The sequence below is a fragment of the Enterovibrio norvegicus FF-33 genome (assembly GCF_000286835.2).
In the GTDB taxonomy this organism is placed as follows: Bacteria; Pseudomonadota; Gammaproteobacteria; order Enterobacterales; family Vibrionaceae; genus Enterovibrio; species Enterovibrio norvegicus_A.
The window spans coordinates 1,560,231-1,586,325 of sequence record NZ_AJYD02000038.1; the positions used below are offsets into that span (position 1 = coordinate 1,560,231).

The 26,095-nt window shown below is 46.3% G+C and carries 24 protein-coding genes and 1 pseudogene; 9 read left to right on the forward strand and 16 right to left on the reverse strand.

The window, feature by feature from the left end; genetic code table 11:
- Positions 1 to 77: 77 nt before the first annotated feature.
- Together A1OO_RS15290 and A1OO_RS15295 are read left to right on the forward strand one after the other, a co-directional pair.
- Positions 78 to 707, forward strand: coding sequence for a hypothetical protein (locus tag A1OO_RS15290; RefSeq protein ID WP_016958775.1), 630 nt, complete (start codon positions 78 to 80; stop codon positions 705 to 707).
- Positions 708 to 848: 141 nt separating this feature from the next.
- Positions 849 to 1,730, forward strand: coding sequence for an AEC family transporter (locus A1OO_RS15295; RefSeq protein WP_017003535.1), 882 nt, complete (start codon positions 849 to 851; stop codon positions 1,728 to 1,730).
- 37 nt (positions 1,731 to 1,767) lie between these two features.
- On the opposite strand, the gene A1OO_RS15300 is transcribed toward A1OO_RS15295, so the two are convergent.
- The gene (locus tag A1OO_RS15300) at positions 1,768 to 3,489 is read right to left on the reverse strand and encodes an SgrR family transcriptional regulator (RefSeq protein ID WP_017003536.1); all 1,722 of its coding nucleotides are present in this window, start codon (positions 3,487 to 3,489) and stop codon (positions 1,768 to 1,770) included.
- Positions 3,490 to 3,708: 219 nt separating this feature from the next.
- Between A1OO_RS15300 and A1OO_RS15305 the strand changes: the two genes are divergently transcribed.
- Positions 3,709 to 4,224: a hypothetical protein gene (locus tag A1OO_RS15305; RefSeq protein ID WP_017003537.1), complete on the forward strand. Its 516-nt coding sequence runs from the start codon at positions 3,709 to 3,711 to the stop codon at positions 4,222 to 4,224.
- Positions 4,225 to 4,808: 584 nt separating this feature from the next.
- On the opposite strand, the gene A1OO_RS15310 is transcribed toward A1OO_RS15305, so the two are convergent.
- The 5 genes from A1OO_RS15310 to puuE form a co-directional block, all read right to left on the reverse strand.
- Entirely contained in the window at positions 4,809 to 6,029 is a 1,221-nt protein-coding gene (locus A1OO_RS15310; protein WP_017003539.1) for a urate hydroxylase PuuD, read from the reverse strand.
- A 183-nt stretch (positions 6,030 to 6,212) separates the two neighbouring features.
- A complete protein-coding gene (locus A1OO_RS15315; protein ID WP_017003540.1) occupies positions 6,213 to 6,746 on the reverse strand; it encodes an ureidoglycolate lyase in 534 nt (177 codons plus the stop codon).
- Between the two features lie 35 nt (positions 6,747 to 6,781).
- The gene (alc, locus tag A1OO_RS15320) at positions 6,782 to 7,774 is read right to left on the reverse strand and encodes an allantoicase (RefSeq protein WP_017003541.1); all 993 of its coding nucleotides are present in this window, start codon (positions 7,772 to 7,774) and stop codon (positions 6,782 to 6,784) included.
- Positions 7,775 to 7,922: 148 nt separating this feature from the next.
- The gene (uraD, locus tag A1OO_RS15325; RefSeq protein ID WP_017003542.1) at positions 7,923 to 8,438 is read right to left on the reverse strand and encodes a 2-oxo-4-hydroxy-4-carboxy-5-ureidoimidazoline decarboxylase; all 516 of its coding nucleotides are present in this window, start codon (positions 8,436 to 8,438) and stop codon (positions 7,923 to 7,925) included.
- An 8-nt stretch (positions 8,439 to 8,446) separates the two neighbouring features.
- A complete protein-coding gene (gene puuE / locus A1OO_RS15330; protein WP_017003543.1) occupies positions 8,447 to 9,379 on the reverse strand; it encodes an allantoinase PuuE in 933 nt (310 codons plus the stop codon).
- 487 nt (positions 9,380 to 9,866) lie between these two features.
- Between puuE and uraH the strand changes: the two genes are divergently transcribed.
- From uraH to A1OO_RS15360, 6 genes are all read left to right on the forward strand, one after another.
- A complete protein-coding gene (gene uraH, locus A1OO_RS15335) occupies positions 9,867 to 10,220 on the forward strand; it encodes a hydroxyisourate hydrolase (protein ID WP_026023886.1) in 354 nt (117 codons plus the stop codon).
- Positions 10,221 to 10,317: 97 nt separating this feature from the next.
- Positions 10,318 to 11,658, forward strand: coding sequence for an NCS2 family permease (locus tag A1OO_RS15340; RefSeq protein WP_016958786.1), 1,341 nt, complete (start codon positions 10,318 to 10,320; stop codon positions 11,656 to 11,658).
- A 133-nt stretch (positions 11,659 to 11,791) separates the two neighbouring features.
- Positions 11,792 to 13,225 (forward strand): nucleobase:cation symporter-2 family protein, encoded by a 1,434-nt coding sequence (locus A1OO_RS15345; protein ID WP_016958787.1) that lies wholly within the window; start codon positions 11,792 to 11,794, stop codon positions 13,223 to 13,225.
- Between the two features lie 99 nt (positions 13,226 to 13,324).
- The gene (locus A1OO_RS15350) at positions 13,325 to 14,692 is read left to right on the forward strand and encodes an 8-oxoguanine deaminase (RefSeq protein WP_017003544.1); all 1,368 of its coding nucleotides are present in this window, start codon (positions 13,325 to 13,327) and stop codon (positions 14,690 to 14,692) included.
- A gap of 218 nt (positions 14,693 to 14,910) precedes the next feature.
- A complete protein-coding gene (locus A1OO_RS15355; RefSeq protein WP_017003545.1) occupies positions 14,911 to 15,699 on the forward strand; it encodes a phytanoyl-CoA dioxygenase family protein in 789 nt (262 codons plus the stop codon).
- 194 nt (positions 15,700 to 15,893) lie between these two features.
- Positions 15,894 to 16,937, forward strand: a complete 1,044-nt coding sequence (locus tag A1OO_RS15360) for an alpha/beta hydrolase (RefSeq protein ID WP_017003546.1) — start codon at positions 15,894 to 15,896, stop codon at positions 16,935 to 16,937.
- Between the two features lie 48 nt (positions 16,938 to 16,985).
- On the opposite strand, the gene A1OO_RS15365 is transcribed toward A1OO_RS15360, so the two are convergent.
- The 10 genes and pseudogenes from A1OO_RS15365 to A1OO_RS15405 all read right to left on the reverse strand — a co-directional run bounded on the left by A1OO_RS15365 (position 16,986) and on the right by A1OO_RS15405 (position 25,970).
- Positions 16,986 to 17,885, reverse strand: coding sequence for an EamA family transporter (locus A1OO_RS15365; RefSeq protein ID WP_016958791.1), 900 nt, complete (start codon positions 17,883 to 17,885; stop codon positions 16,986 to 16,988).
- 198 nt (positions 17,886 to 18,083) lie between these two features.
- A pseudogene (locus A1OO_RS23820) lies at positions 18,084 to 18,278 on the reverse strand (alpha-amylase family glycosyl hydrolase); the annotation flags it as partial.
- A gap of 263 nt (positions 18,279 to 18,541) precedes the next feature.
- Entirely contained in the window at positions 18,542 to 19,642 is a 1,101-nt protein-coding gene (locus A1OO_RS15370) for an alpha/beta hydrolase (RefSeq protein WP_017003547.1), read from the reverse strand.
- Positions 19,643 to 20,099: 457 nt separating this feature from the next.
- Entirely contained in the window at positions 20,100 to 20,345 is a 246-nt protein-coding gene (locus A1OO_RS15375; protein WP_016958793.1) for a hypothetical protein, read from the reverse strand.
- A gap of 152 nt (positions 20,346 to 20,497) precedes the next feature.
- Entirely contained in the window at positions 20,498 to 21,460 is a 963-nt protein-coding gene (locus A1OO_RS15380; protein ID WP_017003548.1) for a transposase, read from the reverse strand.
- A gap of 171 nt (positions 21,461 to 21,631) precedes the next feature.
- Positions 21,632 to 22,978: a radical SAM protein gene (locus tag A1OO_RS15385; protein ID WP_017003549.1), complete on the reverse strand. Its 1,347-nt coding sequence runs from the start codon at positions 22,976 to 22,978 to the stop codon at positions 21,632 to 21,634.
- 192 nt (positions 22,979 to 23,170) lie between these two features.
- Complete coding sequence (locus tag A1OO_RS15390; RefSeq protein ID WP_017003550.1) at positions 23,171 to 23,692, reverse strand: hypothetical protein; 522 nt, start codon at positions 23,690 to 23,692, stop codon at positions 23,171 to 23,173.
- Positions 23,692 to 23,997, reverse strand: coding sequence for a hypothetical protein (locus tag A1OO_RS15395; RefSeq protein WP_017003551.1), 306 nt, complete (start codon positions 23,995 to 23,997; stop codon positions 23,692 to 23,694). The genes A1OO_RS15390 and A1OO_RS15395 overlap by 1 nt, the downstream gene beginning before the upstream one ends.
- 518 nt (positions 23,998 to 24,515) lie before the next feature.
- A complete protein-coding gene (locus A1OO_RS15400; protein ID WP_017003553.1) occupies positions 24,516 to 24,878 on the reverse strand; it encodes a DUF4062 domain-containing protein in 363 nt (120 codons plus the stop codon).
- 477 nt (positions 24,879 to 25,355) lie between these two features.
- Positions 25,356 to 25,970, reverse strand: coding sequence for a TetR/AcrR family transcriptional regulator (locus A1OO_RS15405; protein ID WP_017003554.1), 615 nt, complete (start codon positions 25,968 to 25,970; stop codon positions 25,356 to 25,358).
- Positions 25,971 to 26,095: the final 125 nt, after the last annotated feature.

A 26,095-nucleotide genomic window follows, 5' to 3' on the forward strand; every position in this document is an offset into this window, starting at 1 on the left:
GAGATAGTGCAAAGTGTAAATTTTTGCCATACTTTAGATAACCCTCTGTCGTGGGGCTTGTTTTGGAGTAGGCATTTTTGCTTGATGAACTTATTTCACAGAGCCTGCGAGACTTTCAATCAGACTGTCTCAATTTCTGTGAGCACCACTATCCGACGATTCATAATCGTGGCATGAATGAGAGCCATCTTGGTAAGGCTTTAGCACGACGGATCGTACACTCCTATGACAAGCTCAACATTGATGCTTTTCTTCATCAATTGGATGAATCACCTGCCCTAAAACAACCTGTGTTTCGTGTCGACGCACCCGATCATCAAATCTATATCGTTGCCCATCGACTCATCAGTGCAAACCTTGCTTGCCGAAAAGGCATTGTGAAAGACATGCATTGGACACTCGACCATATTGATACCACCAGCGAGAAAGAGAAACGCGTGATTTTAGTGGCGGACCACTGGATCGATCGCTCTTCTGCCAGCAAGTCAGTACCGAGTTGGTGGTTAGGCCACCAGCCCATTCACCAAGCCGATTTCGCTGCACAAGGGGTAAGGCTTCTTGAGGCTGAACATTCTCTGGCGGGTGATATCGAACTAGAATGCGCTCTAACTGGCGGGCTGAACCGGATTTTCCATCCATTCCATCGTCAGCGAGATGGCCTGCCTCTCTATAAGTATTTGCTGTTAACTGCCACATATCCGCTTTAGTTATACGTATGAGTTCTGCGCATGCTTTATCCTGCGTACTTGCATTGTCTCTGGATGATGTGGAAACTCTATTAGGACAGACTCTCAGCGCGGCTTTCTAAGCGCTAATTAACCACTATTCGATACTCTTAAGGGGCATGGATGCTCGAAAAAGTCATTAGCATACTGTTCCCCGTTTTTGCGGTGGTTGCGGCAGGCTTTTTCGTTGGAAAGAGCTTTCGCCCCGATATGCGACACGTTAATCGAATCAATATCGATTTGATGGTGCCTTGTTTAGTGTTCACCACACTGTCCGTGATGCCTATGGGCGGAGAACAAAACGCACTGTTTATTGCAGCAGTCATTGCGGTATTGCTGCCCGGCGTACTGATGATACCCATCTGCAAGATCCTATCTTTGCCCTACAAAACATGGGCTCCCCCACAGATGTTTAGAAATAGCGGGAATCTCGCTATCCCCTTATTTGGTTATGCATTTGGCCTCATTGGAGAAGCGCCCGCCATCTTGCTGTTTGTGGTTTCCATGATGCTTCACATCACGGTGGGGTTGGCCATGCTAAGCAATAGCGAGTATCGCTTTCGTCAAATATTCAAAATGCCGATATTGATTGCTTCCATCCTCGCACTGATTTTCAATTTCAGCGGGATAACTGTGTGGGCGCCGTTAAACGAAGGAATGATATTGATTGGCAACGCAGCGGTGCCAGTGATGTTGATTTCTCTCGGGGTGCAACTCACCGCAATTCAATGGTCAGGATTGGGCGTGGGTATTCTCAGTACCTTCTTGAGCCTCGCAACAGGGGCGGTAAGTTTCGCCGTGATCTATTTCTTCGTGCCCCTGCCACCGGAGCACCTGCGTATGATGCTGTTGTTCGCCATGCTACCACCTGCCGTGATGAATTTTCTGTTTGCTGAGCGCTTCAATGTCGGTCCAGATAAGGTCGCCTCTATGGTATTGTTTGGCAACTTCCTCACCATCGTGACCTTACCCGCGTTGCTCGTCGCTGCTTTTGCGCTGTTTTAAACCAGATTTAAACGAAGTTTGATCAAGTTTAAGCCTGCTAGAGCGCAGGCTTTTTCCAGACAGATTTAAAGTCAAACCAGCCCACCTTGTTAGAAGACACATCTTCCAACTCACGCCCATCCACCACACCAAGCCATATGTGAAACAACGGGATAATCTGTGCTGAACCCACCAAGGTTTTACCGATGGTTTCCGCATCAAAATGCGGTTGGTCTTTATCACGCCACGTCGCCATTTTTTCAACAACAACGCTAAATTCATCTTGGGGCATTGCCGCTGAAAGGTGCTCAAAGTTCATTAACCAAGGCAAAATGGCATCGCTACGCTTATTTCCTAAACTCATACCACAAAGCCAAATATCCACTTTCTTTGCTTGTTTCGGCTCCATCATGTCTTCATAAGAAACGACTTCGATGTCTAACCCCACCCCTTCTTTCGCCAGCAACGCCTTCAGGGCTTTAGCCATCAAAGGAAATAACGGATTGTCCGATTGATGCGCTAATCTGAGTGTTGTTTTTGAAGACGGTACAGCAATGTCAGAATGAGAAACATTGGTGTGAATCCAGCCTGGTAACAAACCATACGCATTGGTCAGGCGGTATTCGCCAATGCCGCTTTCTGCCAAGTATGGCAACAAACGTAACGACGACAGCCTATCGCTTAAATAAGCCGCCCAACGCGGGTCTTTCGCCACACCACTGCAGCGATTTAGCATCAGGTAATTACACCCTTCATCCAGTGCCAAGCGTTCTTTGGTTCCATTTTGCAAAATGCCCTGACGTGAATCCAACGCCGTCGGATCCAATGTTGCCGTGGGCTGCAAATAACACATCGCCGCACTGTCTAAGACCCAGATTTCGATTTCATCCGTCAAGGCACGGAAGCCAAAATACTGATCATGGGCCTTCAACACGAGCTGGTGGCTATTGTTCTCGACGACACGATATGGCCCTGTACCAACAGGAAACTGCTCACCGTTTTTTGACGTGGCTGCTTTCTTCGATTGAATCGAGGCCATAGGCACTGCCAATGTATCGGGCAAGCGGCGATCTGGGCGATTCAAATAGAAATCAATGACATTGTCTTCGGGCGCCACAATGTGGTCGATATGCGAGAAATAGACATTCTCGCTAAGGGTTTGCAGTGACCAAATCACATCATCGGTCTGCAACAAGCTACCGTCATGAAAACGAACAGCGGGTCGCAGGTAAAATCGCCAATGCGTATCTGAAAGAGCTTCCCAATGGTGGGCGAGATCGGCTTCTACCTCTTCAGTCGAATCATTGAACCGAGTGAGCCCATTAAATATTTGCGTGATCAGGTGTTGCTCTGAACGTCGAAGCGGTTTGGCCGGGTTCAAACAGGGAAACGCGCGATAATAAGGAAGGCGAATGATCTGCTTACCTTCTTGCGTCGATACCCCGAGTTGTTCTTGGATAAGATGCGCCAACTTGGCCGCGTCATTACCCAATTCTTCGAGTGCCGCATCCAGCTTTCCGTCTTTAACCCACTTTCTGACACGCTTCATTTGCAGATCAGAATCAGTTCGGTGAAAAGTCAGTCGGCTTTGTTTACCACGCCCTACCGCAGGCTCCCAACTCAACCAACCCTGCTCCCCCATTTTACTCAGCACCATCCGAGCATTACGACGAGTGCAACTGAAGATTTCAGCCATATCTTGGAGGTTTGTATCACTGTCCTTACCACTGAAATGGGCAAAGACTTTTGAAAACTGAGTTTGAAGACGCTGTCCTGACATAAAAGGGGAACCTAATTTCAAAGCAAGTGGGCATCAGAATTTCCTATTTTAACCCAAATTTTGGGAATGCCTACTGTTACTCGCTTTTTATCAATTGGTTAAGAGATATACAGTTACCAAAATAGTTTCCTCATTCTTTGGATTGAGCATTGTTATTTAACGCCATAGAGCTATTATCGATGCTCAACTGCAAGATGCCTAGCCGGCACAGGAGCCACCATGAGCGACGCCGCTGTTCTTTCTCACTTCCGCAAAAAGCATTTTTGGATGGCAAGCCATGTTGAAAACGCTCAATACCCAACGCCTGAGAGCCTGCAAGGTCTGAAATGCTATCAAGTAGCCGAAACAGAACCTAAGCAAGTCGAACGAGCTGCTGTCTCAGCGCCGGTTGAAGGTTATTCGTTTTATGCTGTGGATTGCCATCCATTGATGGTTCGCTACGCACGCACTTTAGCGCAAAAGTGGCCTGAAGCAGAACATGCCGCGATGCTCGAATATTTGTCTCAATTGTCGCTGACAGACATTCCCACTCCTGATGGCATAAATGTGGCGCTCTATGTAGCGATGCAATCGGGTAAACCTGTCGCAACGGGAATGATATTCAGTAGTACCGAAGAAAACGATGTGTCGGTCGTCGGCCTTTACGATATCTATGGCATGACTGAAGAAGCAGAACGTGCAATACGTGGACATTTGGCGACACTCACAGACACCCAGGTCCTTGTTAGCGAGTAACGCATCCACCGCCAACGTCCAACTGTACTGTAATGTAATGTCAGCTTAAATGAACAAAAATAAAAAAGCAGAGCCAATCGGCTCTGCTTTTTTATTTCTCACTTACCCTGCACTAGGATAAGCCATTAAAATAATGTGTTAGTTTGGTTTACGCTGACAAAAATTGAAGCAAAAGATGTACTGACTCAGCGTAATCCAATTTTACGCACGTGATGCGCGTTCTTTCTTCACAATCACAAATGCTGCACAGATGAATGCGATGACAAGAATAGTTTCCACGGGGTTCTCCAAGATTGTTTTAGGCAGCATTAAGCCACAGTAATAAAAGGTAACAACATAAGGTTGTTTTTTCGGCAGCGAGTATAACCAAAACTCGTAACCAGATCTCGCCAAATGTTAAAAAATATACATCTAATTTCGATGTCATGTTGAAGGGCATGATTTAACGCGATTCGACAATTCGGAGTTTATCTGCACATCGCCTTTAAAATCCTTGATTTACCGCAGATATAACAAAAAAACCACCTCATCTAGAGGTGGTTAAAGTTTGCTTTTGCGGGTGATACTAATATTTTGTAACAGTACTATTGAATCGCTGCTCCCAAGGACGCCCATTGGCCGATCAGATCTCGCTCTTCTTGCGTCATCTTCGTTAAGTTACCCAAAGGCATGATATTTGTGGAAACCGATTGGGCGACTATCCTCGTCACTTCGAGCTGAATTTGTTCTGGCGTATCGAGCATCACACCCGCAGGAGCAACCGCAAAAGCGGGATGTGTCGGCGATTGGGAGTGACAAACCGTACAACGTTCCGAAATAATGGTTTTCACTTCAATAAACGCCAGCGTATTCTGAGATTCTGCATTGGCTCCTGCTGTCGCAGGGGCAGTGCCTGAAGGAGAAATAGGCGCAGATACTGGCGCTGATACATACGCCAAACAAATCATTCCCAACGCTGCCGCCGGCAATGTCCATGCATACTTTTGGCTCGCATGTCGCGTGTTGAAGTAATGGCGAACCAAAACACTGAGCAACGAAACACCTGCCAGCACCGCCCAATTGAACTCATGACCGTAAGTGCTTGGAAAATGGTTGCTGATCATGATGAACAACACAGGCAACGTGAGATAGTTATTGTGTCGCGAACGCAGTAACGCTTTAGCTGGAAGGCTTGGATCAGGCGCTCTCTGTTCTTCAATCGCTTTCACCAAGGCGCGTTGCCCTGGCATGATCACTCGGAACACGTTACCCACCATAATGGTACCGATAATTGCACCAACATGGATGTAAGCGCCACGACCGCTAAACACGAGACTCAATGCCCAAGCGGCGAACACCAAACCAACGAACAGCGCCACACCCAATAGCATTGGCTTTTTACCCAATGCCGAGTTGCAGAGAACGTCATAGACAAACCAACCAGCAACCAGTGACGCGATACCAATCATGACTGTCGTGCTTGAACTAAATTCTGACCCTGGTTTCACCAAGTAAATATCAGCATTGGCGTAGAACACGATGAAAAGCAGAGTCATGCCCGTGAGCCACGTAAAGTAAGCTTCCCATTTAAACCAGTGTAAGGTTTCTGGCATTTTTTCAGGCGCGAGTTTGTATTTTTCCAAGTGATATATACCGCCACCATGAATGGCCCACAAATCACCAGACAAACCATCGCGCGGGTTTTGTCGATTTAAGTTATTTTCCAACCACACAAAGTAAAACGACGCACCAATCCATGCCACGCCAGTGATCATGTGCATCCAGCGAACCGCTATATTGAGCCATTCCGTGATATAAGGATCCATTACACTCTCCTTTTCGGATGCCGTTGCTCATACCCATTCAATACGCACTCAATGCTCACTGAAAAACCGCATCTTGGCATTACTTGGGTATATTATCGGCTACGTCATCCCTTACTGTTTTTTCTCAGATATTGACGCTCACTTTAAGCAAAGCAGGAATCGATTGGCTTTGATAAGTCCAAATCAAAATTCAGGTGCCAATATCACACGTGTTTGTTCTGAAAAGAAAAACTCGTCACAGTTATTCCCGGCACCTTCTCGGTCGACCACCAAGAATCTATCTTTTGCCGTCAATGCCAGTACAGGGTGATGCCACACGCCACAGTGATAATTCACCCCTTGCGTGCCTTTGGCATAGAAAGCGCGGATCGAGCACAGATCCGGCTCCTCACCCACGGGCGCAACTAACACTAAGTAGTCATGACCAAGCAGCGGCATAAATGCCTGTGAGCCTTTCGGGTGACGCTCCAGCATCTTGATAGAAAGCGGATAGGAAAGCGGTGTTGCCTCAAAAATATTGATGATCACGCCACTCCCCTCATCCACTTGTGTGGTAGCAAGTTTGTGGTAACGACGTGTAGAACCGTTGTTGATCATGAAGAAGTCTCGATTTTCTGCTTCAATCACGTCTCCAAATGGCGCAAACTTTTCTTGCGTCAGCGGTTCCGGCGTCAACGTAATCATGTTGTCGAAGGCAATATCTTTTTCCATGTCCATTTTCATCCTATGACTGTCTGCAACGCGTCTGTTTTTCAGTCTGATTTTCGACCAAATACGCGCACTCGACTGATGCCACCATCTGGGAAAATATTCACTCTAACGTGAGAGATAGTGCCCAGCCCATTCAGTTGATCCGCAAACTCATGGATATTATCGGCTGACAATTTTTGACTGGGCAGAAGTTCGCGCCAGAACAAGCTTTGTGTAGCGATTTGATCGTCCGTACCACCTTCAACAAAAGCGGCTTGAATAGACAGGCTGTCAGGGTAATTACCTTTAAAGTGCGCCGTATCGACAACGATGCGATCAACCAAACCTTCATGGCCCAGCGACAAGATAACCCAGTCATTACCGGGTACACGTCGACGCGCTGTTTCCCAGCCGTCACCCATATTTACGCCACGGCCCGGCATAATGAGATTACTCATATGACCAAAGTGTTGATCATTACACGCTAACGCCCTGCCGCCATTTTCCACAGCAAGTAGGTCTAACTCTTGCTCAGTACTCACTCGGTCCCAATCCATTTCGGGATGACCATACACACGCAATCGAGCAACACCACCATCTGGATAGATGTGGAATCGAACATGCGTACAAGGCTTTTGAGAGGAAACATCTGCAAAATGATGACTGTCGCCACGCAGACCTAAAGAAGGTAAGAGTTCATCCCACTGCTGGTGGGTTGCAGGTTCGCCATCGGGGCAATAACACCCTTCCAATGACGCGGACGGCGGGTAGTTTCCAGTGAAGTGAGCGGTATCAATATCGACACCGACAACTTTTCCCGGCAGACCCAATTTAACGACACAGTAATCATGGCCTTCTTCACGCTTACGACGTGATTCCCAGCCATCCATCCACTTGCCATTTTCGTCATAAACATCTTCTTTCCATTCTGCAGGGGCATCATCGACAAGACGCTGTTTGTCTGCAAAAAAGTCGTCAGTCGCATAGATTGCTTGCGAGCCCAGTCTGCTGCTGGCGAGATTGACGAGCTTGGTGAAATCAGGACGATTATCCATTTCCGTTGCTTCCTTCAAGAGTAAGAAGCGTCTTTTTTCCTTTCACTGTGGCAGGAAACCAAAAGCCGGTTTCCTGCGAGCTTCAATTTGCGAGACGCTGTATTCGCCGTCTACATTAATTAGTCGTTAACAGACGGCGGCCAGAGAGCTACAAATCACGTAGCCTGAACAAAGCGATGTTGTTGATTTCCACAATCGCTGTGTTGAATTCGGTGATAACGTCATTTTCCAAACGACGCTCAAAAGCGTCCAAAATCAAATGCCGATTTGCCCCCTTTACCGCCATGATAAAAGGGAACTGAAACTTGTCCTTGTAGCGCTGATTAAAATCCGTAAAGCGCACAAATTCTTCGGTCAAACATTGATCAATGCCCGCACTTGCCTGCTCAGTCGTCGATTCAGCCGTCAGTTCACCAGCTTGCGCAGCGCGTCCGGCCAAATCAGGGTGAGCCAAAATCACCTGCATTTTAGATGCTTCGTCAGCACTGTTCAGAACGTGTGCCATTCGAGCATGCAGAACATCCTGATCGTTAAAGGCTTGGTCCAGCCCGTCGCCATAAGCTTGTTCCGCAACCCAAGGGCTGTGTTCATACACACCGCCAAAGGTTTGAACAAACTGTTCTTTCGTTTGTTCACTTGGGCGACAGGTCGAAAATAATCCCATTGTGCTACCTACTCCTTGGTCATCGATGGATGCGGATGATGCTGATGCCAGTGTTTGGCAATATCGACGCGACGCGTGATCCATACATTGTCGTGCTGTTTCACGTACTCAACGAAGCGCTTTAACGCAGCCAGTCGTCCAGGCCTGCCAATCAAACGGCAATGTAAACCGATAGACAGCATTTTGGGTGCATCCAACCCTTCCTCGTACAAGACATCAAAACTGTCTTTAAGATACTGGAAAAACTGTTCGCCAGAGTTGAAACCCTGCACGGTTGAAAAGCGCATATCATTGGCATCTAGCGAATAAGGAATAACGAGTTGGGGTTTACCCGGTGGCGTGCCATCTTCATGCCAGTAAGGCAAATCATCATCATAGGCATCAGAGTCATAAAGAAAACCGCCCTCTTCAGCCACCAGCCGACGCGTATTTGGGCTTGTTCTGCCGGTGTACCAACCTACTGGTCGCTCGCCTGTTGTCTTCTCGATCGCTTCAATAGCTTTGGTCATATCTGCGCGTTCGTCTTCTTCGCGCACATATTGGTAATCAATCCAACGATAGCCGTGGCTACAAATTTCATGGCCTTCGTTCGCCATGGCTTTGATCACATCAGGGCTTCGCTCTGCTGCCATGCCCACGGCAAAGATGGTTAATGGGATTTCATGTTGTCGAAACAAGCGAAGAACACGCCACACGCCTGCACGCGACCCATACTCATACATTGATTCCATACTGATATGACGAACACCAGCCAGAGGTTGTGCTGAGGGTATTTCAGACAAAAAAGCTTCTGATTCCCGGTCTCCATGCAAAACGCAGCGCTCGCCACCTTCTTCAAAATTGAGTACAAATGAAACCGCAATCCGAGCCTCCCCTGGCCATCTTGGGTGAGGAGGATGGGCGCCATAGCCTTTTAGATCTCGAGGATAGTCACTACTCATCGCGCCATTCCTATCATTATATTTGCGTCAAAATCTTGCGTGTTTAGTCACTTCCATTTCCCTGCTTATCAAGTCGATGTCAGCGAAGTTCACAAAAAGCGGGTTTCGCCATTCACTGGCAAGCTCAATTTTAGTATTGCATTTTGTATACAATTTACAAGAACAAGTTAACAAAATGTTGCCGCCTTCATGTTTTCGACAATTCGATCCTGTCTAGATTAACTGCCATTTTTCACGCTAACCCTTTTAATTACGGTATTTATTCCCAGATTCTCACAATTAGCACTGCGTATTTTTTGACCTTTACAAGACTTAACTATTGTGTACATTTTAGTTATTAGATGTGCACATACGGCAGAATTCATTGCTACTGGGTAACGTTGATTTAACGGACCAATACAGCAGCAAGCTGTAATCAATCGGGTTGACGTCACTGATGCGATGCCATTGCACAAAGGAACCGTTACTCATGAAGGACGAAGTGAAGATGGGAAAGCTGACAACACATGTTTTGGATACAAGCAAAGGTAAACCTGGTTCAGAGATAGAAGTCACGCTATTCAGGGTCTCTGGTCACAGTCTAGAACATGTCGTCACCACAATGACAAACCTTGATGGAAGAACGGATGAACCGTTACTCGAAGGTACAAACTTCCTAAAGGGAAAGTATCAATTGCAGTTCAATACCGCCGGTTATTTCCACAAAACAGGCGTCACGTTAAGTGATATTCCTTTTCTTGATGACGTGGTGATACGGTTCGGTATCGACAACCCTAGCGCTCACTTTCACGTTCCTCTGCTGGTTTCTCCGTACAGCTTTTCGACTTATCGAGGGAGCTGAAAAAACCGCCCCTCGCAAATACTCACAGGACTAAATCGACATAGAAAGCGCGAACAGGTTCTTAGTGAAATTGGACAGAAGTAACAGGATGGAAACGATGGACAAGAATAGCACTGTTGAACAAACATCAGTAAAGAGTGGCTTTCTGGAGCGGTTCTTCAAACTCAGCCAACACGGCACATCAGTAAAGAACGAGTTTATTGGCGGGATCACCACCTTTGCCACCATGGCATATATCATTTTCGTGAACCCTAACATCATGTCAGCGTCTGGCATGGATCCCGGTGCGCTCTTTGTCGCTACCTGCATAGGCGCAGCCATCGGTACGTTGATGATGGGACTATTTGCGAACTGGCCTGTTGGTCTTGCGCCAGGAATGGGGTTGAACGCATTTTTTGCTTTCACCGTCGTTGGCGAAATGGGCTATAGCTGGCAAGTCGCACTCGGTGCCGTGTTTATTTCCGGTGTGATCTTTGTGGGTCTCAGCGTGTCACGTGTCCGTGAATGGGTCATCGAAAGTATTCCCACCAGTTTACGTTATGGCATGACAGCGGGGGTCGGCCTATTCCTCGGCATTATCGGGTTAAAAAGCGCAGGCATTGTTGTCGGTAGCTCGGCCACCTTGGTGACACTGGGAGATTTTACTCAGCCCCCTGCCATTCTTGCCGCCGTGTGCTTCTTCATTATTTCCGTGTTGTCTGTGAAGAAGGTTTTTGGCTCCGTGCTCATCGGCATATTCAGCGTGACGCTCATTGGCCTTGGGCTCGGTCTTTTCGAATACAACGGTATCTTTTCCGCACCGCCAAGTATTGCCCCAACATTTATGGCCATGGACATCGCAGGCGCGTTCAATGTCGGCATGATCAGTATCATTCTCGCTTTCCTTTTCGTGAACATGTTCGATACCGCGGGTACGCTAATGGGCGTGGCTGAGCGCGCAAACTTGGTCAACAAAGAAACAGGTAAAATAGATGGGCTACCAAAGGCGCTCAAAGCAGACAGTCTGTCGAGCGTCATCGGCGCTTGCTTTGGTTGTCCTCCTGTCACCAGTTATGTTGAAAGTGCGGCAGGTGTTTCTGCCGGTGCGCGTACTGGCTTATCGGCGGTTGTGGTTAGCTTGTTGTTTCTGGCCGCCATTTTCCTCGCGCCGCTGGCAGGAATGATCCCTGCCTACGCCACGGCTGGTGCACTGATTTATGTCGCATTTCTCATGATGAGCAGCATCAAGAACGTCAACTGGGATGACTTTACCGATTCCGTCCCTGCTGCCGTCACCGCGCTCATGATGCCACTGACTTTTTCAATCTCAAACGGCATCGCATTGGGTTTCATCACTTACACCGTACTCAAAGCAGGCACCGGAAAATTCTCAGATATTTCCATCGCCATGTATGCATTGAGCATTCTCTTTGTATTCAAACTTATCATTCTTGGATAACAAAAACATAGGGACCCGCAGAGGTCCCTTTTTTCTATTTTAGGATTGGACAACCTTTCAATCAGCATCAAGGGTAAACGGAATTTCACTATCATCGCTGTCGAAGGGAACGAGACAGTAAGAGGAAAACACTATGAAATTGCTTTACGAGTTAAATGACAGGCCACCAGCAGGCTCAACATTCTTGCTGGCACTGCAACACATGCTTGCTTCCATTGGGGGCATTATTGCTGTCCCTCTCATCGTCGGCAGCGCCATCGGATTGCCTGCCGGTGATGTCGTTACACTGATTAACGCAGCACTATTCGTTTCTGGTGCCTTTACTATTGTTCAATGCCTTGGATTAGGCCCAGTGGGTATTCGGTTACCCGTGGTTATGGGGTCAAGTTTCGCCTTTTTGGGGATAGCTATCGGGATAGGCAAAGCTGATGGGGTCTCCGGCATAATGGGCGCAGCCCTCGTGGGTGCCTGTCTGGTCATTGTTTCAGCCTTCTTCATGGAGCAGATCCGAAAACTGTTTCCTCCCGTTGTCAGTGGCGTTGTGGTTACCTTGATTGGTTTAACGATATTACCCGTCGCCATGAATTGGATTGGTGATGCCCCCGCAGGCAGCGATCAATTCGCCACACTGCCGAAGCTATTTCTCGCTGCAATTTCGCTATTGGTTGTCCTTTTAGTGTCGACCTATGCCAAAGGCGGAGTGGCAGCATCAGCCATCGTGATTGGTTTGGCGGGTGGTTACCTTGTCGCACTCAGTATGGGCATGGTCAATCTCGATCAGCTCCACAATTCAAGCTGGTTTGCTGCGCCAGAGCCCTTTAAGTTTGGTCTCAGTTTCTCTTGGCCTGCCATCATAGGCATGTGCCTTGCGTACATCGTCGTGATTGCAGAAGCGACAGGAGATTTCCTTGCCCTTGCCAGTAACTGTCATCGCACCATTTCCGGTAAAGATCTGAAGCGTGGACTGTTAGGTGATGGTATCGGCAGTGCTGTTGGCTCTTTATTTGGCGCCATGCCATTGGCATCGTTCAGCCAGAACGTCGGCATTGTGGGCATTACTGGGGTAGCAAGTCGCTTTGTGGTTGGCACCACTGGCGCATTGCTGATCCTTGCAGGCTTATTCCCTAAATTCGGCGCGTTAGCCGTCTCCGTACCGAAACCTGTATTGGGTGGTGTCGGTTTTGTCATGTTCGGGATGATTGCTTACGCGGGTATCCGCATGCTGGTGAAAGCCGCCGATACGCGTCGTAACGCCTTGGTGATTTGCGTATCGCTAGCAGCAGGTTTAGCCGTCACCATTAAACCTTCGTTACTCCAGCATTTACATCACGATATTGCGCAGCTTCTGCACTCCGGTATCACCACAGGCACGATTGTCGCCGTGATGTTGAATCTTGTTTTACCAAAGTCGAAAGAAGATGTGACCGCTGAGCGTGAAGCCGAAGAGGAAGAAATGAACAGCGAACACACTCAGCCATTGAACGAAGACACTGCCGATCCAGTGATGGTTCGCGCTACCGCGCCAAAAGACGCGCCGCTCGATGAGGATTCCAAACCGACACCCTAATCCTCACCTAGCACGTTATCGCCCCGTTCATTCGGGGCGATTTTCTTCAAAGACTCTGTTTTCAATCACATTGACTTCACCGACAAAGGATCTTCTTACATGGCGACAATCTGGCTTAAATCTCCCCTCGCAATTTGGACAGGCACTCACGAAGACGCGTCCGGTGGTGTGGTGATTAAAGGTAATACCATCGTTGAACTGGTCGCGCAGAACGCCCTACCATCCGTCAATGTCGATCAGATTGTGGATGCCTCAGAACATGTCGTGTTACCCGGCTTGATCAATGCGCATCACCACTTCTACCAAACCCTGACTCGCGCCTATCCCGATGCACTGGACAAAGAGCTGTTTCATTGGCTCAAAGCCTTGTACCCAGTGTGGGCAGGGCTTGATGAAGACATGATGCGTTTAGGCACAGAACTCGCGTCAGCAGAGCTGTTACTTTCAGGGTGTACAACCGCTTCCGATCACCATTACTTGATACCAGTTGGCCTCGAACACGCCATCGACATGCAAGTTGAAGCCACGCGAAAACTGGGATTGCGCACCGTGCTTACGCGTGGATCAATGAGCCTTGGTGAAGATCAAGGTGGCCTACCACCAAGGCACACCATTCAAACCGAGCAAGCCATTATTGATGACAGCCTACGTTTGATCCGCGATTACCATCAACCTGAATTTGGTGGAATGACACACATTGCTCTTGCTCCTTGCTCGCCATTTTCAGTCACCACAGAATTGATGAAAGAAACCGCACGCGTTGCCAAACAACACAATGTCATGCTTCACACCCACCTGTGCGAAACCACCGACGAAGAAGCCTTTTGTTTAGAGAAATTCGGGCTGCGACCTGTCGATTACCTCGAAGATGTCGGCTGGCTTCACAACCGAACATGGCTCGCACACGGTATTCACTTTAATGATGAAGAGATCAAACGATTGGGTCAGGCTGGTATTGGCATTTGCCATTGCCCGAGTTCAAACATGATGCTGGCTTCAGGTATTTGTCGGAATTTGGAGCTCGAAGCAGCAGGCGCGTCTGTCGGGTTAGGCGTGGATGGTTCCGCCTCCAATGACGGTTCAAACCTCGTTAATGAACTTCGAATGGCGACCTATATTCAGCGCCTACGATACGGGTCCGCCAAGGTTAGTCATCTCGATGCTTTCCGTTGGGCAACCCAAGGCTCTGCAAAAAACATTGGCCGCAGTGACATCGGGACTCTGTCCAAAGGCATGCTGGCAGACATCGCCATGTTCAAACTCGATGAAATCCAATTCTCCGGCAGTCACGATCCACTTGCCGCTCTCGTGCTGTGTGGCGCACACCGTGCAGACAAAGTCATGGTGAATGGAGAATGGCGCGTGAAAGACGGAGAACTCGTTGGTGTAGATACACACGAGTTGATGGTGAAGCATCGCGCCGCAGCGCGGAGATTGGCGGAAAAGGCACAACAGTTAAAACGATGAGTGTGGTTTTCTGAGTAGCTTCAAATCACATGATGATTTGATAAACCGCCTTATTCGAATCATCTGGTGATTAGAATAAAACGTTAGTCACCTTAAAACGTGGCAATGAAAACACGCTACCACGTGCAGCATTTCACTTGGTAGAACCCCGGCTCTCTGGCATCATGCGCCCAAGATCGCCGTGGTCAGTTACGGCACAGTAAGTGTGAAGGTAGTCAGTGTTAGAAAACAGCCAACAGTTAAGTAACCGTTACAATGAACACGGTTACTTTGTTCTGAGAAATTATTTCGATGAAGCTCAAATTGCTTCACTAAGAAAAGTCATCCTCAAATTCCACGAACTGTGGAAAGACGACAACAGAAGATTCTATCGAGAAGAAGCATTTAACTCGTCTTTGATTACCGGAAGCGAATATCTGCCCGATGAAGACAGAACCCAACTTTTTGATTTCATCAGCTCGAAAAAAGTCATGGATGTGGTGGATGCGGTGATACCGCAAAACCCCGCGTTCATGAACACGCAATTGTTCTTCAACCCCGTGAATCCCGAGCAAAAGGATTTCTGGCATCGTGACTGTCAGTACGACTATGACATTGAAGATCAGATGAGAGTGATACAGGAAACCCAAGTGTTGCATCTTCGTGTGCCATTGTTTGATGAACTCGGCATGGAGATTATCCCTGGTACGCACAAGCGCTGGGACAATGAAGAAGAGTACAATGTCCGCCAAGAAGAGAATGGAAAAGTGAGCAATGACCCCATCTCTGGCGGCATTAACATTCCGTTAGCAGCCGGTGATCTGTTGGTGTTTTCGGCAGACATGATCCATCGCGGCCTATACGGGTTAGATCGTTTGGCGTGGGATATCTTGATTTTTGATTCGGCGGCAGATTATATCGACTACATCGATGATGATTGCTTGCCCTCCCTATCTATGCTGAACAATATTGCCGACCCCAGGCTGTTTATCAATACGATGCAGTTGAAATCGACGGCGTGTGCGTAGAAATATCAACAAAGAAAGAATTAGGTTGATGCCATCTCCACCATGGATGCATGGCATCGATTCGTTAGGATAAATGATACAGACCTCAATCATTGAGCTTGGTGCCAACTGAGTCGCATGAATCCGCCCTCGCCCTCGTTATCTTTAATCACTGTGCTCAAATGAGGTAATTTCTGCCCATTGAGGACGACGTAATGAATCGCGATCCCACTCTTATCAGCAACAACACGACACACTATCAAGGAGTGGTAGAACGATTTTCATTTGAGGCCGCCTCGTTGAAAAGCAACATTGCAAACGAAGATGCTGAACGCCATATCGTCGTATACCTTCCCCCGTCATACGCCGAGAGTCCAAAGCGCGAATATCCTATTGTCTACATGCTTCATGGCATGGACAGCCACCCAGAGAGTTGGTTTGACCAAACCGCAACCAATCTGGGCATTAGACACATCATGAATAATTTGGGCGAACGCGGAGACATTGAAGACATGATCGTTGTCGCCGTGGATGGCAGATCGTCTATCAAAGGCGCTTGGTATCTCAACTCCCCCATTTCTGGCAATTTCTTTGATTATCTGACGCAAGACATGATTAATGAAACTGAAAACCGCTACCGCGTCAAAAAGGGGAAACGAGGCATTTGTGGGCATTCAATGGGGGGATTTGGCGCACTCTACGCAACAATGCTTCACCCAGAGTTATATCAAGCATGTGCGGCATTAAGTCCAGGTGGAATGATAATGCGCGAGCATCGCTACCAACAACATGCTGAGTTTTTCAAAAATCAGGTAGAAGCTTTCACCAAAGGCGAAGAGTGTGAGTGGTTTTTCTATGCCTATCTTGCCATTCTTCGTGCCATAGCACCGGACAGGAGTAATCCTCCCTCTTACATCATTCGCGACATGGACGCAGCGATGCGAGCACTGGAACAATTTCACCTTTCAGCTATTGCTAAAAAACGTGCGCCCTTCATCAATAAACAGGGTAAATACACAGCCATTGGCGCACGCGATATAAACGCGCAAGACGAATTACCTATCTATGCCGAGATCGGCTCAGATGAGGGCGAAGCAGCAGGCGAACCGATTCTAGAAAACTTCCAGAAGATGATCGCAACGTTTGAAGAGTTAGAAATTCCCATCACCCATCATGTCTTTGAGGGCGGACACATCGACAAAGTTGGAGAACAAATTGATCGAGGGATTCGGTTTATCGACGCTTCGTTTAAACAGTGAAATTGACAAATATATGCCTATCTGGGGTGTTTGATCCCCTCATCTCCTTTAGCCCCGTTGTAACCGCTTGAGTGAGCCGCCAAACACCGTCAGCAACAAGCCGACAATCACCACAACAGCACCAAAAACCTGTTGCGCGTTCAAGGTTTCACCCAGCAACACGGCAGCACTGATCATCCCTACCACTGGCACCAACAATGAAAGCGGTGCGACACGCCACGTTTCATAACGGCCCAGCAAATAACCCCAAATACCATACCCCATTATCGTGGCGACAAAGGCCAGATAGAAGATAGAGAAAACAGACTGGAACCGGATATTTTGCAGGCTATATACAATGGCCTCTTTGCCTTCAAAAAACCAAGAAAATACAAGGAAAGGCAATACTGGAATTAAGGCGCTCCATACCACCAACGACAAGACAGGAACGTTGTTATTACGCATGATCACTTTGTTTGAAATGTTACCCAAACTCCAACAAAAAGCGCCGGCAAGAGTCAGCAACATCGTGGTAAACGACAGGCCGACAGCAACGTCGCTGCTGCCCTCTGTTCCTGCGAGAAAATACATGCCAGTCGAGGCGACAATAATCCCGACGATATGATGCCATTTAAGGCTCTCGGACAAGAACAACGCACCGAGCAAAATAGTAAAGAACGCCTGCGCTTGAAGCACCAAAGAAGCAATACCCGCAGGCATTCCGCTCTTAATAGCAAAGAACAAGAACGCAAACTGACCGAAGCTGATGGTTAGCCCGTAACACAACAACCAGCGCAGCGGTACATTTGGCCGTTTAACAAAGAAAATCGCGGGTATCGCCACCAAGCTAAAACGCAAAGCGCCCAACAGAAACGGCGGTACTTCGCTCACCCCGACTTTAATTACGACGAAGTTGACTCCCCAAACAACAACAACGAACAGCGCCAAAAAAAAATCTTTTACGGTCATGCTTTTTCCTGCTGTTAGCCATAGGTTTCGGTGTTTAAAAACCGTTCTTACCCCAAGCGCTAAATTTATAGAATAGAGAATTGGCGCGAATCACGTGCCTGAGGTGAAGTAGAGTTGATAGCGTAGAAAAGCACAAGTAAAAGAAAGGCTAACACCCAGTAAACATATTCAATCCTCGCACCCTTACAGCCGTCTTATAAAAGCGAGTAAAAAAATGAGAATGATCTTTGTTGGTACTAGCGGCCGTTTTTCAATCCAGCCTCTGTGATGTTCGTAGGATTGTTGTGCATGTTCGTCGTAGCCCCAGAGAAAAGAGCGGCGAACACAGCGTGAAACGCAGTGATAATAAGGGGTGGCGTCGAGACTGATGAGAGAGGCTCGGGCTTTTCTCATTGGCAGTAAAGTGGCTATCTATTAAACGACATAGAAACAATATCGTTTAATAGTTAACCGTTCATCGTTGAGCATTGCCTTTGAGCCTGAAAGCACAAAGCCGTGAAACTGATAAATCTATGCCTTTCTAAATGTGCCTGTCCCACTTATTCCAGCTTCGACGTGCGAAAACACAAAAACGGCACTGCTCGCAGTGCCGTTTTTTTATGGGTGGAGAAAAAGTGAGTTCGCTTTTATGGCATTTTAAGTCGATTTAAAAGCCGTTATTGCACGTTTTTACCCACCCAGGTAGTGATCCAATTCGCGATGTCTAGGTGGTTATTTTCAAGCATTAACATGTGCCCATTGCCGCGAATGCCCTCGTCTTCGAGCCTCACCAAATCCACATCGACGCCTGCCTGCGTTAGCCACTTAGCGGTGCAATGGTCGTATTCAGCGTGATATGACGATTCGCTGATGAGGAAAAGTACCGGGGTATCTTTCAGATTAACCAGTTGCTTTGCGGGTTCTGTTTGCTGCCAACATTTAATGAGGTCGGGTCTGTCAGCGTTTGCTTGCTGTTCAGTCACGAGATCGGCTGGCGTACTTACGCCAGGTGAATAGGTGATTGGCACGACCGTTACGCCCCAAGGCATGCTCGCCTTGCCCTTTTTGTTTTGAATCGGTGGGCCACTTGGTTCCATTGTCACGATAGACTTAACTAACTCAGGCCTTGCATCTGCGATCAGCCAGCCGAAGGGACCCGATTGAGAGTGGGTGAGAACAATGGCAGGGCCGATTTTGTCGAGCAACGCTACACCTGCATCACGCACAACGTCACTGCTTTCCACGTGTGATTTGAGCGACTCAACCTGACTGGCATAGAACTGATCGAAGACAGGGTCGCCTTTTCTGCCCGTTCCCGGCCATTGGGTATGAAGGTGAGATTGCGGCCATTGCTTCTCGAACTGTTCTGATGCGGTGAATTTCTTTTCGATAATGCCAGCGTTGAACATCCGTAATTCACCATTGAGATTCGGGTGCCATGCAGAGCGTCCTCTCGCGGGTTGGTCAACCATGTAGACCACATAGCCTTTTCCTACAAAGTCATGCGCCCAGCCGGAACGCCCGTCTGGGGTTGTCATCCAATTAACGGAGGTTTGTGCCGCCCCATGAATCAATACGATGGGGTAGGGCTGAGTCACCGTTTCAGGTGTCCAGCGCTCAACATACATTTGACCGGACATCAGTTCTTTGCCGGGTTCACCATGGTATTCCCCGCCAACAAAAAACACGTCACTTTTGTAGTTGCCCGTAGAAGGTTCTGTGCCATGAGAATATGGCACAACCGCGGATAGCAAAATGCCTAATAGAAGTTTTTTCATTGTCATCCCTTGCTCTAATTTACCACTGCCCTCGTTAGACACAGACCATGAAGCCACCGCGAAGCCGAAGCAAAACGGTAGTCAGTTCATTGGCGTTTAGTGTCTACATTCATTGCAAATCAGCCATGCTGGGAGTTTGAGCGATTGGCTTAGGCCGTAATCGCTCATCAAGGTAAGCGCCATAGATGGGCTTTTCATATGTTTATTGGAATATGAACATGGGCTATACAGCCCAGCGATGGCCGATGGATAAACAGTATTGAAGACGAAGCTGACACCGACCTGTCTTACTCAGAATGATGTTCCAGTTAGGCATATCGTCATCAAATTCGGATGGAGAATGGCGGATAGAGAATGACGGATAGGAAAGAAAGGGTATAAAAGACCGGATAAAACATGACGAGTGGGATGAAAAACGCCAGCGGTATGTGACTGGCGTTTTCAACGGGGTTGGGTGTTATTCAGCGCTTAGCGGTTTAAGGCCTGCAAGAACCGTAGGCAGAAGCTCGGATACCGTAGGGTGGACAGGCAGGGCTTGTTGCATGATGCGATAGCTCGCACCCGTTGCCATGTAGTTGATGATCACCGAAATGATCTCGTCTCCGTTGAGGCCAAACACGGTTGCGCCGAGGAATTGTTCCGTATCACCATCCACAATTGGTTCTTTGTTGGGACAGTCACTATTAAAAAATGGAAAATACATTTCATATGCCTTCCTACTATTGGCCTAGTAGCAAGCTTTTGAAACTGGATAAAAGAGGTTCAAACTAGATTTCAAAGGAGATCGACATATAAGAGGTGTGCGAAAATCACCAATGTGGTGATTATTAGTGCTTGCAGGAGGTGTTGCCGACGCTAGCTCGTCGAGATGCGAAACCCGCAAAGTCGTTTTCGTCCCAGTAAGGGTAGCGCTGTTTTGATTGATGATTCAGAGCCAATCAAGGTTCCCTTTTCAACTTGCGCGTAGGTACTAAGCCATTCAGCGGAATCAAACCCTAGGCGGTTGAGTATCTCAGGTTCATGATCATCAATATGACCGCGCTTATCCTCTCGGCACTGACGCCCCGTCCAATCAACCAACTCTAAATAATCCATCAAGCGAAAAGGTATACCATCAGGCATATTTCCTCTGGGGTTGCCCGCAAAAGGCAGCAAACCAACAGCGCCAGGTTTATCAGTCTCTATCGCTTCAATTCGCGCTTTCACGCTCGTGAAATCAGACGTTTCCGGCGTGTCTGCGATCGCAGCGCGTACTGGGTTCAAATCCACATATGCCATCGCTGCCGCTAAGGCTTTTTCATCTAACAGCGCCTGACTTTTAAACCGTCCTTCCCAGAAGTGCCCTGTGCATTTGTCTTCTTTATTGGCCTCTGACGCGATATGTTGATTGAGCAACCGCATGAACCAGCTAATCGAAGTAAGCCTATCCCGCCATACTTCAATGATCTCGCTGCATCGTTCAGCTTCTGCCTCTGACAGTTTATCACCTTGAATAAAACGCTGGATAAGTGAAGGCCCTTGATGAAACGCCAACCAGCGCTCAACAACATCAACTTGAGTCAGCTCGTTGGCTTTTTCCGTATTGATATGAAGAACCACATGGTAATGATTGCTCATAATGGCGTAAGCACAAACATCGACACAGAATGCATTTGCCAACGCTAACAACCGTTTTTCAATCCAGCCTCTGCGATGTTCGTAGGATTGTTGTGCATGTTCGTCGTAGCCGCAGAGAAAAGAGCGGCGAACACAGCGCGAAACGCAGTGATAATAAGGAGTGGCGTCGACACTGATGAGAGAGGCGCGGGCTTTTGTCATTGGCAGTAAAATGGCTATCTATTAAACGATACAGAGATAATATCGTTCAACAGTTAACCATTCATCTTTGAGCATTGCCTTTGAGCCTAAAAGCACAAAGCCATGAAACTGACAAATCTATGCATTTCTAAATGTGCCTGTCCCCTTTATTATTGCTTTATTACCATATGGCTACTTCACATCAAATGAATAACTACCTTTTTCCCTTTGAATATCATCTAAAAAATCCTGATATTTATAGTCACGAGAGAAATATGAGAATGATTTCAGATAAAAATAATCATTTGCAGTCATAAAATCTCTAGATAGTTCCTTTGAAATTTGCAATGAATTTTCATAATTAATGGAATCACTTAAATTAAAACCAGTTACTCCAATAAACGAACTATCTTGACATACACTAGCCCCACACGATTCTAAGGTTTTAATAAAGTTTGATTTTCTATTATCCCAACCAAAAGCTAATACAGGGCCTACAGAAACACCTTTAATGTAATCTCTATGTTGGTCTAACCATTTATATGTTTCATCTATTGTCTTACTAGTTTCACCGGCATAAAGTAAGACATTAACTTTTACATCAATTCCTACTTCATGAGCGTCCTCTAGAAGCCTTGAAGCCCGCGTTAGATACTTTTCAGGATCTTTAGCTTTGCCCATATTTTTTATTTGTTTCGGGCTCGCGCTTTCTAAACCAAGATCTAAAACTTTCATACCAGCCTTAGCTAGGGCTGAGATATCCTTAGATGTGAAATTATCAGCTCTCGACTCTGCTCGCCAAGAATAGGTTTGTGAATGTAACTCTCTCTGCTCAGTTAACTCTTCTAGCCACTGTGATGAAGGTTTAAATATTGATGCCTCAAAGTACGGCGACATAGGATTTAAGTCATCTTCCAATAAAATATGGTTTGCTTCAGATGTAAGTGCTAATGCAGATTTTAATGGTTGTAGCTTCTCATCACGTTCTTGACAAAAATCACATTTCATTCCACATCCACGAGAAACTTCTATACCTGGTTGATAAAATTCTCTTTTATCAACCAGGTTGTAATTTAAAGGTACATAACCCGAAACTCTATCTGCTTTTATATTGAGAAGTGTAGCTACCTGATTTTCACCTAAGCCATCGACTATTTTGTCTGCATATGGCAATAACTGAGTTAACTGTGCAATTTCGCCATCTATTACCCAGCGTCCACCAATTATAATTTCTTTTATTTTTAATTCATATTTAAGTATCTTAGTAAAATCGTTAACCCAACTTATTGCATAAAAGCTAGGTATAGAAATAAATACAGGAAACTTAGTCTTAGCAATACCTAACTGCACACAATATTCAGCAAAAGCCCTTGGCGCAGAAAAATGCCCATGTAACTGAATTGGAGTTAGACCAAACTCATTAATAATTGATGTCAAAGACAGTAAGCCATAGTTCAAGTAATTATTCTTTTTATTTATAACATTTGCATCTTTCTTAACATCCAACTGCCCAGCACTGATGCAATAAACTTCATACATTAGTATTAAATTCCTATTCTAATTATTATACCCACTTAACGTGAGCTGCTTTGCCATATAACGTCGTAATAATGGGTGCTTACCAAACCACCCAAAATGATAAAAATAACCTTATTAACAATGGGTTAGAAAGCGCCGCAACGAGATTGCATCCCATTAATTACCTTGTTATAGCAGGCACAGCTAGCCTTACTATCGCGGTCTTAATTGAATGTACATCCGATCTGTATTGACACCCTTCCTATAAGACACGGCATAAGCTAAATGCTTGGATGCTAGCGTGTTTCGATAACTAGCGATCACACTTGTTGGTGTGTTGTACACAAACCGAACAATGTATTTCCCGTTGTCTCTAATCACTTTATCAACAACAGTAATCGCCGACAGCTCATCGTACATTAGCGTCTCTGGATTAATAGTTGCCCCAGGAAGAGCATCATAGATGACGGTGTCTTCAGTGCTTCGAATTCGATTCTGGATAAATTGAGATTTACTTCGGTAAGTAGGTGTTACGTCAATTACGACATTGTCTTTGTGTTTACGCTTTTCATCTTTTGCAGCATCATCGGCTACTTTCCAAATGACATGTGTCATTGCGGCTATGATTTTTCCAACATTAAATACTATCGTTATCAATAGAAATGGAAGAGACAGCAATGCTTTTAGTGCTTCAAATGCTTGTTTTCCCAAGCTTTCATCATTTTCGTTGTACATTATGTGTCAGTAATTACTCGCATGAGCTTGCTTAATAGATATGACACGAATTTTATTCCTAAAAACCATTTCAGTATAGCGATTTGTATAAGCGTATAACGTTGTTTTAAGGGGCGAAAAACATTAGCTTTACGCCAGAAAGCCACCGTAATCGCCATAAGTTGATATGACAAAATTTGCGCGAATGTTTTGCGTCCACCTTGAAAACCTTTGTTATAAAGCTGCCACCCAAACTGTTTGACTAGCCGCACCTCGCTTTTTGCCTTTGCAAGCAGCCCTTGGGATGCTTGGTCTTTTCTGGCCATTGATGGCTTGTTTGCAACACTTTCAATGGTGAGCGGCGATCCAAAACCAAACCGCTTTTTTGTTGAGAAAACCACCGTGTTTGAGTTTCAAACTCACTGGCTTACATGTAAGCAAAATCACAGCGTATAACGCCTGCATAACACGTTTGCTACCATACAAATTAAATCAAAATTTACCACTTAATACGGTAAATTCAAAGAAACCTACAATGCCGAGTGTAGCAAATCGTGTTGATGCGATTGTTATGGCTACAACTCTCCGCGAGCGAGTTTAAAAGCATTAACCATCGCATCTTTAAAAGGGTCAGCTTTTAATTCTTCCACGTTAGTTCCCAGCTCTAAATTTTGGGCTTCTATCTGGGGGGGCTGTATTATGAGTTCGTTAATAATCCCCCGATATGCTGGAATTATTGCAGATTTCACTTTGTCTGAAAGTTCATTTATTGAACTAAAGTAACTTGGATTATGGCGCTCTGATAGCTGAGCCTTAAACTCTATAAGTTTAAATTGCTTTTCTTTTAACTCATCATACGGTCATCACTAATTGACGAATCATTTCGAAAGAAGACAAGTACGTGCTTCTTATATTTCTCTGAAGCTAATATATATTCCCAATGAGTAATACTTCGGCGTCCACCGGTCATTTTAGGCAAGATTGAACCATATCGCTCACCGACCAAAAGAATAACAAAGTCAGCCTCTTTAATACCCCTCTCAATTTGAGATTTTGACGAATTATTTGACGCAGGTTGAATATCCAGCGCATTTACATTTATTGATTCTGATTTCAATACTTCAGCAACTGCTTGTCTTTCATTCATAAAATCAACAAATGTCGAACTAATAAATACCGAAGGGTGTAGACTCTGACTTATACTCAAGTTAACTCCTTTGTTTAAATATTCCTGTAGCCATAACATTATATTAGACCCCAAAATGGGGCGTTTAAACACCCCATTTTGTCCGATAACAACAGTACGTTAAAAGGTATATTTTTGTAACATGCTAATTTATAATTATTTTAACAACATCTTAAAATAAATGCTTGGAGAAATACCCCAAAACGGCCTGCTTCGATATTATACACCTCGCGCCCAACCACTGGATATTTAACCTGTGGTTGATTTTTACGAATATACCCCCCAAACCGACGCATTCAAAACACACCCACCTCGCCCCACAGCAAAACCATCACTGCCTACTTTACCCGCCCAAAATCTACCACAAAGTGCATAAATCACGGCATGATTTTGGTCGCAGTTAAGCACGGGTGCTGAGTTTTTAATCAGCCAAATGAAGAGATTGTGAAGCAAGACTATCTTTGCAACTATTTCAAGGCGTTAAAGGGAAATCAGCCATCAATCCGCATGCTTCACCCCACACCCTTTCAGTACCAGATTGACCAAAAACTCTGCGGCTTGTTCGAAGTCTTCGTCGTCGAGTTCATATTGTCCGCAGACTTGGCAAATCTGCCAGTTGAAGTCGGCATAGGTTTGGGTGGAAGACCAAAGCATAAACATCAGATGCTTGGCGGGAACAGGGTCCATCCAACCTTGGGCAATCCAATAATCAAACTTGTTGAGGATCATTTTAGATTGGTCGATCAAGGCTTCTGCAATGTCTCTCGGCAAATGCGGTGCACCCGCCATCACTTCGGCAGCAAAGGTTTTTGAGGCTGAGGCGTGGTCACGGGAAATTCGAAGTTTGGTGCGAATGTATTGGGTCAGCGCTTCTCTTGGGTCATCCAATTGCTCAATCGGTAATGAGGCTTCGAGCAACGGCAAGGTGACGCTCTCCAATACCGCGCGGTAGAGGTTGTCTTTGGTGTTGAAGTAGTAATAGAGGTTGGGCTTGGGGATTTCTGCGCGTTGGGCGATTTCGGCGGTTGTCGTGGCAGCATAGCCTTTTTCAGCGAAAAGTTGGCTGGCAACGTCGATGATCTTTTCCTGATTTTTCGCCCTGATGCGTGACATTACCCGTCCATGGATTCATTAAGTGCTTAGCTCAACTCTAATGAATCAACGGCAAATCATCCAGTCGCACTGGCGGAATTCACGATAAATGAAACAAAAAAAAGCCCGTCGTGAAAGAAGCGGGC